The 13,418-nt window shown below is 68.4% G+C and carries 8 protein-coding genes; 2 read left to right on the top strand and 6 right to left on the bottom strand.

Features of this window, described 5'->3' with window-relative positions; all coding sequences use genetic code 11:
- Positions 1 to 2 precede the first annotated feature (2 nt).
- Together IPU70_RS03435 and IPU70_RS03430 are read right to left on the bottom strand one after the other, a co-directional pair.
- On the bottom strand, positions 3 to 836 hold the full coding sequence (locus IPU70_RS03435; protein ID WP_207464981.1) for a universal stress protein: 834 nt from the start codon (positions 834 to 836) through the stop codon (positions 3 to 5).
- A 114-nt stretch (positions 837 to 950) separates the two neighbouring features.
- Complete coding sequence (locus tag IPU70_RS03430; RefSeq protein ID WP_242702303.1) at positions 951 to 3,044, bottom strand: FUSC family protein; 2,094 nt, start codon at positions 3,042 to 3,044, stop codon at positions 951 to 953.
- A gap of 340 nt (positions 3,045 to 3,384) precedes the next feature.
- Between IPU70_RS03430 and IPU70_RS03425 the strand changes: the two genes are divergently transcribed.
- Together IPU70_RS03425 and IPU70_RS03420 are read left to right on the top strand one after the other, a co-directional pair.
- Positions 3,385 to 4,296 (top strand): EAL domain-containing protein, encoded by a 912-nt coding sequence (locus IPU70_RS03425; RefSeq protein WP_207464977.1) that lies wholly within the window; start codon positions 3,385 to 3,387, stop codon positions 4,294 to 4,296.
- Positions 4,297 to 4,460: 164 nt separating this feature from the next.
- Entirely contained in the window at positions 4,461 to 4,640 is a 180-nt protein-coding gene (locus IPU70_RS03420) for a hypothetical protein (protein WP_013393882.1), read from the top strand.
- A gap of 123 nt (positions 4,641 to 4,763) precedes the next feature.
- Here IPU70_RS03420 and treY read toward each other — a convergent pair whose 3' ends face one another.
- From treY to glgX, 4 genes are read right to left on the bottom strand one after another with little or no spacing between them, the layout of a single operon-like run.
- Entirely contained in the window at positions 4,764 to 7,439 is a 2,676-nt protein-coding gene (gene treY, locus IPU70_RS03415) for a malto-oligosyltrehalose synthase (protein WP_371818867.1), read from the bottom strand.
- Positions 7,440 to 7,441: 2 nt separating this feature from the next.
- Positions 7,442 to 9,535, bottom strand: a complete 2,094-nt coding sequence (gene malQ / locus IPU70_RS03410; RefSeq protein WP_207464973.1) for a 4-alpha-glucanotransferase — start codon at positions 9,533 to 9,535, stop codon at positions 7,442 to 7,444.
- Positions 9,532 to 11,310, bottom strand: a complete 1,779-nt coding sequence (treZ, locus tag IPU70_RS03405) for a malto-oligosyltrehalose trehalohydrolase (RefSeq protein WP_207464971.1) — start codon at positions 11,308 to 11,310, stop codon at positions 9,532 to 9,534. Before treZ ends, malQ begins: the two co-directional genes overlap by 4 nt.
- The gene (glgX, locus tag IPU70_RS03400) at positions 11,307 to 13,418 is read right to left on the bottom strand and encodes a glycogen debranching protein GlgX (protein WP_207464969.1); all 2,112 of its coding nucleotides are present in this window, start codon (positions 13,416 to 13,418) and stop codon (positions 11,307 to 11,309) included. The genes treZ and glgX overlap by 4 nt, the downstream gene beginning before the upstream one ends.

Genomic DNA, 13,418 nt, shown 5'->3' with positions numbered 1-13,418 from the left:
CGTCAGTGGGAGAACACGATCGGCACGGTCATGCTCTTCAGGATGGACGCGGTGGCGCCGCCCAGCGCCCACTGGCGCAGCTTGCTGTGGCCGTAGGCGCCCATGACGATCAAGTCCGCGCTATGGTCGGCGGCGGCATTCAGGATGGTGCTGCCCACGCCGACGCCCTTGATGTCGCGGCGCACGTGCTCGGGCGCCGGCATGCCTTGCGCGACGCAATAGGTCGCCAGGTCCTCGAACGGCGCTTCATGCTTCGGGCTGGCGGCGCCTTCGTTCATGGTCAGCACGGTCATATGCGAAGCCAGGCGCAGGATCGGCGCGGCATCGGCCAGCGCGCGGGCGGCTTCGCGGCTGCCGTCCCAGCAGCACAGCACGCGGTCGCCGATGACCGGGAATTCGCCGCTGGACGGAATCGCCAGCACCGGCCGGCCCGCCGTCAATAGCGTCTGCTCGACGAATTCGATTTCGTGCGCGGCTTCGACGTCTTCGCGGTTTTCCTGGCTGACCACGATCAGGTCGGTGGTGCGGCCGAGCAGCGCCACGGTCTCGCTGGGTGAGGAGGTGCCAGCGCGCATGAAGGCGGGAACGTCCGCTTCTGCGGCAGCCTCGAGAAAGGCGGCTTCCACCGCATCGCGGTTTTGCGCGTGCAGTTCCTTGATGATGCCCAGCGAACGCGACATGAGCACGGATTCGCCGTAGTAATACTGGGGCGGCGCGGCGTTGGCATAGATGCCGACCAGCTCGGCCTTGTGGCGCTTGGCCAGGGCCAGGGCAGCTTCAATGCGGCGTTTGCAGTCGAATCCGTGATCCAGGTGGACGGAAATGCGGCGATACATGGAGGCCTCCTTGTTTAAGCGTGCCATGTGCCTATGGTTACGCTTTTCGGCCATTTCGCCCTTGATAAGCGTCAAGCCCGCGGCAGTTCGCCGGGTCCAGCGCAAACCGGCCGGCTAGGGCGAGGGCTGCGCCCGTTCCACGCGCTCGCGCAGCTGGCGCAACTGGCGCGCTTGCTGCGCGATGCGCTCCAGCGGCCCGGCCAGTTCCGGATAGCCGGCGGCGACCGCTGCGGGCACGGTCAACTGCCGGGCTCCCGATTCCGGAGCGGGCTCCTGCGGATGCAGCGCGTGCGCCAGCACCGGCCCGTACTCGGCGAGCGCCTGGGCTGCGGGGGACGCGGCAGGCAAGGCGGCTTGTATCTCAAGCACGGTTCCCGCCGCAGTGACGCGGCGCATTGCGTTCAGCAGGTTTTCCGCCGTGCTCACGTTGCGGTCGCGATGGACCGGATTTTGCTGCAACCGCTGCAAGGAGGCCTGCGCATTGTCGGCGGACAGGCAAGCCATGCGGCGCAGCGTCACGATGTCCTGTCCCGCGCGGGCATCGCCGCTTTTTTCCCGGACCAGGGCGCGTGCGTAGGCGGCATGGCGTTCCAGCGCCAGGCTGAGGGCGCCTGCCAGTTGGCGCGGCTCTTTTTCAGGCCAGACCAGAAAGCCCACCAGCAGCGCGAGGATGCCGCCCAGCACGCTGTTGAAGGCGCGCAGGGCGGCAAGCATGGGCTCCTGGATGTCCGGCTGCTGGATATGGGTGACCAGCACGAACTGCGATGTCAGGAAGAACGTGAACAGCGCGTAATGGATGGTGCGCGCGGCGAACGTGCCCAGCGCGATGGGCAATACCGCCAGGGCCACGGACAAGGGCGTGCTGAGGAACAGCCCCAGCAGCGAGGCGCCGATGGCGCCCGCCACGCTACCGGCGACGCGTTCCAGGGTGCGCTGCCAGGTGGTGGCGAAGTAGGGCTGCAGAATGAAGACCAGCGTCAGCGACATCCAGTAGCCATGGTTGACGGTGAAGGTCTTGGACAGAGCCACCGCGATGGTGGCGCCCACGCCTACGCGCAAGGCATGGCGGAACGCGTCCGATTCGACGCTCAGGTTCTGGCGCAGTGCGCGCCAGGCGTCTTGCGCACGGCTGGTCCTGAGGCGGTCGCGCGCCGGCGCGGCGGGCGCATCGCCCTGGTCGAACAGCGACTGCGTCACGGCTTGCGCGGTGTGCAGCAGGCGGTCCAGCACCGGCACCATGGTGGCCAGTTCCGGCGCATGGGCCATGGCGCCGCCGCGCAGCTCGTGCAGGCCGGAACCGTAATGGGCCAGGCGATCGCGCAGGCACTGGGCCTGCTTGGCGTCGTTGAGGTCCGAGGTGCTGGCGATGGCATTGCACAGGCTGGCATAGCGATGCAGCGCGTGGGAAAGATGGGCGCCGGCGCCGCGGCCCAGCCATTGCGGCGCATTCGATTCCAGCAGGTCGGCTGCGGCCACCAGCGCGATGAAGCTGTCCTCGGCATTGTCCAGCAGGTACAGCAACTGCTGCGCGCGGGCGCGGCGCGAGGGCCGCGCGTCCTGCACTTCGCGGATGCGCACCCGGGCGGCTTCCAGCGCGGCGCGCTGGGCACTGCGCTGCGGGCGCGTGACGGCGCTCCAGTCCTGGGGACTGGCCGCCGGCGCCAGCCCCGAATACATGCGGGCCAGCGCGTCGGCGAAATCGGCCAGGCCGCGGTAGCAATGCGCGACGGCGTGGGTCGCGTCCTTCCAGGGACGCCTGCGCCACACCAGCGCGGTCATCAGGATGGCCCAGGCCGCGCCGGCGAGGAAAAACAGCGTGTACGACAGGCTCTCCGTCCAGGTCGGGGCAGGCAGTTCGGCTGCCACGACGAAGCCGGCCGACAGCAGGGTGCCGACGATGGCTGCGGCCGGCCCCAGCACGCGCAACAAGCCGCCGAAGGTACAGCACACGAAGGTCAACGGCAGCAGCAGCCACAGGTGGGCAGCGCTGACACTGGCCAGGAAGCAGAACAGCGCGCCGATCAGCCCCAACGCCAGCATCGCGCCGGCGCGCTGCCGCAGCGGGCCCCCCGGGTCGCCGAAGCAGGCCCAGAACGCCGCGATGGCGCTCCAGCCCAGACGCGGTTCGTGCGCCAGCACAGCCAGGATGACAGGGGCGGCGCTGATGGCCGCGGCTTGCAGGGCGTCCAACCACAAGACGTTGCGCAAGGATGCGCGCCAACGGGAAAACAGGTTCTTCACGCTAGGAGTACAGCAGCGGAGGTGGGCCCGGCAGGGCGAATGACGGCAACCCTACCATGTCGACAAGGCATTCCGGCGAGAGGCGGCCGGAGCGCCTGAGATCGCCGCCTCGTTCATGAATCCGAGCAGCTTAATACGTATGGATACATATATGTGACTTTGCCGCCGCAGGGGCGCAGAATTGCCTGGAAGAAAGTCTGGAAATGGCATACAAAAAGCGCTGTAGCTGGGAATACTCAGTCCAATGTGCCTCTTTCTGCGCCCGGACAGCGCAGGTCAAGCCCAGGGGCGCGCAAGGAGTGTCGACATGATGTCGAATCACGAGGCTTCCACAGACTCGGTGGCGAGCGACGACGAGATCGCCGCCATGATCACCGGCAAGGATGGGCTGCGCATGCTGTTGCAGCCGCAGGTGGACTTGCTGACGGGCAGGATCGTGTCGGCCGAAGCGCTGGCGCGCTGGCGGCATCGGCGGCTGGGCATCATCATGCCCTCCGATTTCATCCCGGCGGTCAATCGCCTGGGGCTGGACAAGATGCTGTTCGAGCGCGTCTGCCTGCGGGTGATAGATATGCTGCTGACCATGCGGCGCGCCGGCATCGCGATTCCCGTGGCCATCAATGCGCCTGCCTCCACCTTGTCGGACGAGGCCGCCGTCGATTTCCTGCTGGACCGCATCTACGCGGCGGAGCTACCGGCATCGCTGGTGCGGGTGGAACTGACCGAAGACCAGCCCATCCGTGAACTCGACGTGCTGCGCGCGACGCTGCTGAAGCTCGAAAACGCGGGCTGCGAAGTCAGCCTGGACGATTTCGGCACCGGCCATGCGTCGCTCAAATTGCTATCGGCGCTGCCGTTGTCGGAAGTCAAGATCGACCAGTATTTCGTCACGCGCATGCGGCGCAGCGCCGTCGCGTTCGAAGTGCTGCGCACCGCCGCCGAACTGGCCAACCGGCTGGGCCGGCGCGTGGTGGCTGAAGGCGTCGAAAACGTCGCGGACATTCCCGCCTTGCGCGCCGCCGGCTGCCGCTACGGGCAGGGCTTTGCGCTGGGCCGTCCCATGCCGCTGGACGAATTGATGGTCCGCCTGCGCACGCAGCGCGACCAGGGCGAGCCGCTGGCCGCGCCCGCCGCCTATACCTCGTCCTGGCTCGATACCTACGATGCCGCCCAGGAGCCGCAGTCCGTGCGCGGCAAACGGCACGCGGCCACGCAATAGCGCAGGCCGCCGAGCGCAATTTTTACCGGCCGGGCCGGACTTTACCCTCGGGGCTTGCGTCCCCCATGCGCGCCCGGGTGCGGACGCTTGGCCGCCGGGGTTTGGGCACGCGGGTTGCTGTATGGAAGGTGGCGGAGTTTTTTCCGTCTTCCAGGAGACTTGCAATGCCCAATCAGAACCAGCCCGACCAGCAAAAGCAGCAGCAGAAGCAACAGGCCCAGGAAAACCCCAAGGACCGCAATCAGCCTGGGCAGCAACAGCCCGGCCAGTCCGGCCAGCATGCCGATAAAGACCGGCAGCAACCTGGCCAGAACCCCGGGCAGCAAAGCAAGATGCCGCGCTGACTCGTAGACCGCGTGTTCCGGGCCCCATAGTCGGGCGGGCATCGCGGTAGCAAGACGGCCTTGTCCCGCTGTGGGCGGACAAGGCCGTTTATTCATGGACGGCGTTCACGCGGGACTCCCTCCTCAAGGATGGAGGGACAGGCATAAGGCTACCGGCAGTTCGCGCAGCAGGTGATGCAGATGCAACGCGCCATCCGGGCCGGGCTGCACCAGGGCACCGCTCACGGCGTCGCGCCAGGGTCCGTTCCTGACGGCATCAGGCAGCAGGATGACCGTGCTCGCCCAGAACTCGCGCGCTGCCGCAGGCTTGCCGCTCGCGTAGCCGGACAGCCGGCTCGCGCATAGCCGCGGGGCAACGATCAGTGCAGTTCCATCTTCATGACGCCGCAGCCAGGCAAGTACGTGATGCGCGTTCGGCCCCGCGACCGTCAGCGGGACGCATCCTCCATGGCTGGACAATGCCGGATGGCGCTGGCGCGCCGCCAGCAGCCGCTGGATCAGCGCCTGCTTGACCGCGCCGCTGCGCCAATCCGATTCCCGCGTGAATATTCCGCCTTCGGCGGCCAGGGCCTCGGCGAGCATGGTGATTCTCCTCGGATAGTCCACGGCGCGCCGGTTGTCGGGATCGACCAGGCTGTAGTCCCAAAGCTCCGTCCCCTGGTACAAGTCCGGCACGCCGGGCAGCGTGTTGCGCAACAGTGTCTGCGCGAGGCTGTTGATCATGCCCGCCGGAGCCAACTGCAAGGCATAGGCAGCGATTTCCGCCAACAGGCGGCGCCCTGGCCCCGGATCCCGCAGGAACGCAAGCGCCGCGCGCGCCGCGTTTTCGTATGCGAGGTCGGGATCGGTCCAGCTGCTGTGGATCTTCGCTTCGCGTAAGGCCTTGAGCTGCCATTGCGCCACCCGTTCGATCCAGCCGGCCACGACGTCGGCTTTGTGCTCGATCGCGTCTGCGGTCCAATCCGCCGGCCATGCGCCCACCAGCGTCTGCACGAGCATGTAGCGATCCGCCAAAGAAAGGCGGCCGCCGTCCGGCAGGGCCTGGATCCAGCGGTAAGCGCTCTTGCGCCATTGCCCGGGCATTTCCGACAGCACGGCCAGCCGGGCCCTCGTGTCTTCGCCGCGCTTGTGGTCATGCGTGGCGGTGGCCAGCATGGCATGGGGGAAGTCGTTCGCGCGGGCCTGGACCAGGGCAAGAAAGGCTTCCGGCGGCAAGGCGAATCGCGTGGGCGATGCGCCGACTTCATTGCGCGACAGCAGCGGGCCGTAGCGGTAGAACAGCGTGTCTTCGAGCGCCTTGGCGGCCAGCGGCGGCGTCAGTTGCTGGAACCGCCGCAAGGCTTCGGCTTGCTGCGGTGGTCCAGTCCGGTGTTCCGGTGCCGCAGGCCTGGCAGCGCCGCCGTCCAGCCAGCGGTCCAACTGCGCGAGCAGGGCAGCGTCCGCCGAACCGGGCAGGGCGTTCAAAAGGGCGGCTGCCCGCTTGCTGGCGCTATCGCACCCGCGGCGATCCGCGCCGCTGCGCCCGCCGTCTTCGGCGTAGGTCCGGTACACCGGGAAGGCGGTCAGCCAGGCGGACAACGCGCGGTCTATCGACACCGCGCTCCAGTCGCGGGTCTGGCGGTGTTGCCGCGCAATCTGTTCCAGGCTGCGGACCAGCGCCTGTCGTTCGGCCGGAAAGTGCCGCTCCAGCATGCGCGCGCGCGCCGCTTCCAGCTGTTGCTGCGGCGTGCGCAGGTCGCCCGTAAGCAATTGCCAGAACGCGCGCAGCGGCGCCTCGGCGTCAGGGTCGTGCAACAACGCGCCGACCTGGTCCATGAAGTCGTAGCCGGTGGTGCCGTGCAGCGACCAGCGCGGATCGGGCGATTCATCCGGCGCCAGGATTTTCTCCGCCACCACATAGGCTTGAGGTTGCGCGCAGGAAGGCGGCCGACTGGCGCCCGCTGCGCCCAGGCGCTGGTTCAGGCGGCGCAGGTAGGCGCCCGGCGCGGCCAGACCATCGATGTGGTCGATGCGCAGCCCGTCGAGTACGCCCTGCGCATACAGACGCAGCGCCAGCGCATGCACGGCATCGAACACGGCTTCGTCTTCGACCCGCACGCCCACGAGTTCGCTGATCTCGAAGAAGCGCCGCCAGTTGATCTGGTCGGCGGCGTTGCGCCACCAGGTCAGCCGGTAATGCTGGCATTCCAGCAAGCGGTGCAGACGTTCCCGGCCAGCCTGGCGGGCGGGATCATATCGGCGCAGCAAGATTTGCGGATCCAGCCCGCGTGGAATCGACTCCGGCGCTACCGGATAACGCAGGCCCGCGACCTCCAGTTCGATTCGTCCGCTGTCGGTGTCATGGCGCAGCCGCATGGCGCCTTGGGCCAGCGCCACGCCATAGGGCTCGGGCAGGATGGGCAGCAGGACCTTGCCGCGCAACGCCGGGTCCGGGCCATCCCAACTGATGTCGAAGCAGCACGCGTGCGCGCTTGCGGCGCCGTGCTCGAGCACATCGCGCCACCAGACATTGTCAGGATGGGCCGCCATGTGATTGGGCACGATGTCCGCGATGAGGCCCAGTCCGCGTCGGCGCGCGGCTTGGGCAAGGTCCCGGAGCGCGGGCTCGCCGCCCAGCTCCGGATTGACCATGGCGTGGTCGACCACGTCATAACCATGCGTTGAGCCAGCGCGGGCGCGGGTGATGGGCGACAGGTATAGATGGCTTACTCCAAGGTCGGCGTAATAGTCCACGCAGGCGCGGGCGTGGTGCAAGGTGTACCCGGCATGCAGTTGCAGCCGGGCGGTGGCGCGCGGCATGTTCATGGCCGGCCCCGCCCGCAGCGGATCGCTTGCAGCCGCGCCTGCGCCGCTGCGTCGGCAAGACAAGCCTGGCTGCCCGCCGGCAGGCGTTGACGCCAGTTGGGATGCTCATCGACGGTGCCGGGCAGGTTGGGCTGCTCCAGCTCGCCCGCCAGGTCCTCCAGGGGAACGAGCAGCAGCGGGCAGGGGCTGGAAGATACGAAGCGCAGCATGTCCGCCAACGGCGCCTGCGCGGGTTCGGCGGGACAGCCCATGGCCTGCGTCAGCAAGCTGCGGTCCATCCGCCGGCAGCGGCGCAGCGATGTTTCGTCATCCTCCGCGCCCAGCAAGTTCAGTTTGGCGCGCACATCGATGTCGCGCTCGGCCCACCAGCCGCGCAAGGTAGGCAGATCGTGGGTGCTGGTCATGGCCACGGCCTCGGCGGGCCAGGCTTCGGGGGCTAGAAAGGGTTCCGGCGCGTCCGGCATGGTTTGCTCAGCCGCCGCGTCCGTCTCCCGCCGCATGAACCACAGCACATTCATGCCCAGAATGCCGTGGTCCGCCAGTTCGCGGTTGAATCCCTCGGGCACCGTGCCCAGGTTCTCGCCAATGGCCAGGGCCCGGTGGCGCCAGGCCTCGAGCGCCGTCAGCGCCAGCAGCTCGCGCAGCGGATAGCGCAGATAGGCGCCCGCGGCAAAGCCGTCGGGCACCAGCCACAGCCGCGCCATGCCCAGGATGTGATCGATGCGCAGCCCGCCGGCATGGGCCAGGGACGCGCGCAACATATCGATGAAGGCCGCAAAACCCTGGGCATGCATCGCGCGCGGCGAGAACGCGGCCAGGTTCCAGTTCTGCCCCTGAGGGTTATGGATGTCGGGCGGGGCGCCGATGGACAACTGCGGCATCAGATCGGTCTGCCGGCTCCAGGCGTGGCTGCCATCCGGACTGTCGCCGACCGCCAGGTCCGCAATCAGCCCCACGCGCATGCCGGCTCGCCGCGCCGCGTCTTGCGCGCCAGCCAGACTCTCGGCCGCCAGCCATTGGGCGAACCGATGGAAGTCGACGTCTTCAGGATACTGCTGCGCGTAGCGCTCGACCTCGGGCGAGTCCGGATCGCGCAGGCCTGCCGCCCACTGCGTCCAGGGCAAGGAGGCGGCATTGCGCGCCGCCTGGGCGGCATGCAGGGCTTCGAACACGGCATGATCGCGCAATGCTTTGCCGCGCTGCGCGCAGAAGGCGTCGTAGCGCAGGCGGCAATCCTCCGGGCCGGTGGCGCGGAACTGTCGATGCAGCGCGCGCAGCAGGCGCTGCCGTCGGGCGCCTGCATCCGGCCAATCGATCAGATTCGTTGCAGGCGGCGCGGCGCCGATACCCGTGGATGCGCGGCATAGCGCATCGACGCCCAGCACCGCCGCAGGGTCCGCATACAGGGTATTCAGGAACAGGCGGCTGGAGGGAGCATAGGGACTGCAACGCTGCGGCTGGGCGGCGAACATGGCGTGCACCGGGCTGATGGCGAGCGCATCGGCGCCTTCGGCGGCGGCCGCGGCGGCCAGTTCGCGCACGGCGGCGAAGTCACCGTAGCCACCGTCACCAGGCTGGCTGCCGGGGCCATCGCGACGCAGGCTGTAGACCTGCGCGCAAAGTCCCCAGGCGCGGGGCCGGTCAGTTGCCGTCAAGAGGTCCAGGCCAGGCGCTTGCACGGGGGCCACGGCAAGCATGGTCCTGCCTGCGCGCAGGTATAGCGCGTGATAGCCGGGCTCGTCCGGCGCAGTCAGACGGCAGTCGTCGGCAATGTCGCCCTCGAAGGCTGCGCCCGATTCGCACACGATGCGATAGCGGCCGCGTGCGGACGGAGGCAGAGACGTGGCCATGCCGCTGCGCGTCACCAGTAAGGGCGGCAGCACGCCGGCGTGCTCCGCGCGCAGGCGATGGTCGCTCTCGCGGATGTCCTCTGCGCTGCGCGCTGGCAGATCCATGCCCGCCAGCAGCAGGCGCAGGGTGTCTGGCGACACGCGTTGCGGGCGCTGGCGCGCGTCGGTCCAATGTTCGGCGATGCCGGCCCGGGCGGCCAACGCGGACAGGGCAGCATCGTCGACAGGCGCCGCGCTCATGCCGGTTCCTCAAGCAGCCATACGGTGCTGTCGCCACACACTTCCCCGTGGATCAGCGCGTCGCGTGCGCCTGCCACGGATTCGAAGAGCAGCGTGGCATAGGCCTCGGCGCCGGCCTGCAGGGGCTCGGGCAAGGCCAGGCGCTCGGGGCCGAGATTCGCATAGACCGTCAGCCGCGCGCCGCCGGCCAGTTCCCAGCGCGCGAACACGCCGCGCTCGCCGATCGCGGCCGCGCCCAGGCTGCTCGCGCCGGGCAGCCGCGGGGCAATCAGACGGGCGCGCAGATGCAGCAGCACCGCGTAGTCACGCATCCAGGCGTGCGCGTCCGCGGCGCTGGCCCGAGGTTTGCTCGCGAGATAGGTCTCGGGATCGTTCGGATCGGCCAGCGCGGCCGCACCCTGGAATTCAGGAAACCGCGAGAACTCTCGCGACCGGCCTTCGCGCACCGCTTGCGCCAAGGCCGGGTCGGCATGGCTGGTGAAGTAGTGGAAAGGCGTGCGAGAACCGCGTTCCTCGCCCATGAAAATCAGCGGAATCTGCGGCGCCAGCAATTGCAGGGCGACCGCGGCCCGCAGCCGCGCGGGGTTGTCCACCAGGCTGGCCAGGCGTTCGCCGCCCGCGCGGTTTCCGATCTGGTCGTGATTTTGCAGGAACAGCACGAAGGCGGTGGGCGCAAGCGCCGCGCTGGACTCGCCGCGCGCCTGTCCGCCACGGTACGGCGAACGCTGCCCTTGGTACAGCCAACCTTCAGCCAGGCAGCGCGCCAGGTCCTGGGCCGGCTGCGCGCTGTAATCCGAGTAGTAGCCGTGGCGCTCGCCGGTCAGCAGGCAATGCAGGACATGATGGGCGTCATCGTTCCATTGCGCATCGAAATCTCCCTGCAGCAGGCTGGCCCGGTTGTCGTCGTTTTCCAGCACCAGATGCACGTAGCGCTGGGCAGGAATGTACTGCCGCAGGTACTGCGCCAGTTCATGCAGCCATTCATGGCCGGCAATGGCATGCACGGCATCCAGGCGCAGTCCGTCGAAGCGATATTCCGTGAGCCAGTACAGCGCATTGTCCTTGAAGAACTGGCTGACGGCGGGTTGGCGGAAATCGATGGCATCGCCCCAGGGGGTGGCCACGTCCTTCCTGAAGAATGACGCGGCGTAACGCGGCAGGTAGTTGCCGTCCGGGCCGAAATGGTTGTAGACCACGTCCAGCATGACGCCCATCTCCAGGCCGTGGGCCTCGTCGATCAGCCGCTTGAGTTCGTCCGGCGTGCCGTAGGCGGCGTCGGGCGCATAGGGCAGCACGCCGTCGTAGCCCCAGTTACGCGGGCCGGGGAAGTCGGCGATCGGCATGAGTTCCAGCAGCGTGACGCCCAGCGCCGCCAGCTCGGGCAGGCGCGCGAGCAGGCCCGCGTAGCCGCCCTCCAGGCCGGCATGGGTCTCGTACAGGACGGATTCTTCCCAGGGGCGTCCGCGCCAGGTCGCGTAGCGCCATGGATAGGAATCCGGTGCGACCACGACGCTGTCGCCATGCACGTCGCCGTGTTGCAGGCGCGAGGCGGGATCGGGCGCGACGGTGTCGGCGTCCAGACGGTAGTGGTAGCGGGCGCCTATGGGGCAGTCCAGGTCCGCTTGCACGTAGCCGTCCGGACCGGGGCGCAAGGCGATGGGTGGATGGCCCTCCACCTCTAGTGCCAGCCCGGCGGGCGCGGAGGGCGCCCACAGGCGAAAGCGCGTGATGCCGCTCTCCAACGGCGCGGCGCCGGATGCATAGGCATACGTCATGGAGGGTCTCCCGGCACGTGGGTTGCCGCCAGCAGTACCAGGCTGCGCGCGGTCACGGTGATGGCGGCGTCGGCCAGGGGCGCGGCGGGCGCCTGCGTGGCGGAATCCAGCTCACGGATCCAGGCCAGCGCGGGCGGCGGCAGCTGGAACACGAGGTCCTCCGCGCCCGGGTTCAGGATCAGCAGCGTCACGTCGACACTGCTGTCCTCGCGGCAGGCGGCGCGGCGCAGGGCCATGGCATTGTCCTGCTCCGATTCCCAGGCTGCCGCGTCCAGTTCCGCGCCCGTGGGATCGAACCAGGAGATTGCCTTGACGCCCGGCATGAGCTCCTGGCCGGCATCGCCGTAGCGCGCGCCGCGTGTGCTGGGATGGGCGCGGCGCAAGGCGATCAGGCGCGCCGCATAGCGGCTCAGTTCACGGCCGTCGTCGGCCTGCGCCTGCGTCCAGTCCAGCCACGAGAGGGTGTTGTCCTGGCAGTACGCGTTGTTGTTGCCGTCCTGGCTGTTGCCGAACTCGTCGCCGGCCAGCAGCATGGGCGTGCCATCCGACAGGAACACGCAGGCAAGCTGGGCCCGCTGTACCAGCTTGCGGGTCTGCAAGATTGCTGCGTCATCGGTTGCGCCTTCGGCGCCCCAGTTGTGGCTGTAGTTCTCGCCATGGCCGTCGTTGCCGCCTTCGCCGTTGGCCTCGTTGTGGCTCGCGTCGTAGCTGACAATGTCAGCCAGCGTGAAGCCGTCGTGCGAAGCCACGTAGTTGATGCTGCTCCAGGGGCGGCGATGGCGGCGGTCGAACAGGTCGCGCGATCCGCACAGGCGCGCCGCCATCTCGCCGCGCATGGACGGATCCCCGCGCCAATAGCGCCTCGTGGCGTCGCGGAACTTGTCGTTCCACTCCGCGAATCCGGGCGGATGGTTGCCCAGCTGATAGCCGTCCGGCCCCACATCCCAGGGCTCGGAAATCAGCTTCAGGCGAGCCAGCACGGGATCCTGCAGCACGGCGTCGAAAAAGCCCGAGCCCGGGTCGTAGCCGGTGCCTTCGCGGCCCAGCGTCACGCCCAGGTCGAAGCGGAATCCGTCGACGCCGTAGGACTGCGCCCAGTAGCGCAGCGAATCGGTGACCATCTGCAGCACGCGCGGATGCGACAGGTTGACGGTGTTGCCGCAGCCGGTGTCGTTGATGTAATAGCGTTCATCGCCCGGCACCAGCCGGTAGTAGCTGGCATTGTCCAGGCCGCGCCAGGACAGCGTGGGCCCCAGTTCGCTGCCTTCGCAGGTGTGGTTGTAGACCACGTCCAGGATGACTTCGATGCCGGCGGCGTGCAGCCTGCGTATGGCCTGGCGCAGTTCGTTCGGATTGTGCTGCAGATAGAACGGTTCCGGCGCAAAGTACGACAGCGTGCTGTAGCCCCAGTAGTTGCGCAGGCCGCGTTCGGTCAGGAAGCGGTCCTGCAGGAACGCCTGCACCGGCAGCAGCTCCACGGCCGTGACGCCCAGCCGCAGCAGATGCTCGATGAAGCGCGGGTCAGCCAGGGCGGAACAGGTGCCCCGCAAGGGCTGGCGCAGGTCTTCGCGCAGCATCGAGGCGCCGCGCACGTGAACCTCGTAGATCACAGAATCGTTCCAGGCCGTGGCCGGCGGGCGGCTGTTGCCCCAGGTGAACGGCATTTCCTCGGCCACGATGGCCTTGGGCATGGCGGGCGCGCTGTCGCGCCGGTCGATGCTGAGGTCGGCGCGCGCATGGTTCATGCGGTAGCCGAACAGGGCGTCGCTCCAATGAAGCGGACCGGTCAACTGCTTTGCGTAGGGATCCAGCAGCAGCTTGTGGGGATTGAAGCGGTGCCCATTGCGCGGATCATGCGGGCCGTGGGCGCGGTAGCCGTACACCAGCCCGGGATGCGCGTCCGGCAGGTAGCCGTGCCAGATCTCGTCGGTGCATTCCGGCAGGTCGAAGCGGCGCAGCTCCTTGCGGCCTCTTGCATCGAACAGGCACAGCTCGATGCGCGTGGCATTGGCCGAGAACACCGCGAAGTTCACGCCCAGGCCATCGCTTACCGCGCCCAGGGGATGGGGCTGTCCGCCGGCGAGCCGCGTGAATTGGGTAGGGTCCAT

This window comes from Achromobacter sp. SD115 (genome assembly GCF_017355315.1).
GTDB classification, from domain to species: Bacteria; Pseudomonadota; Gammaproteobacteria; order Burkholderiales; family Burkholderiaceae_B; genus Achromobacter; species Achromobacter xylosoxidans_B.
This window is presented reverse-complemented; position numbering and strand designations above follow the sequence as displayed.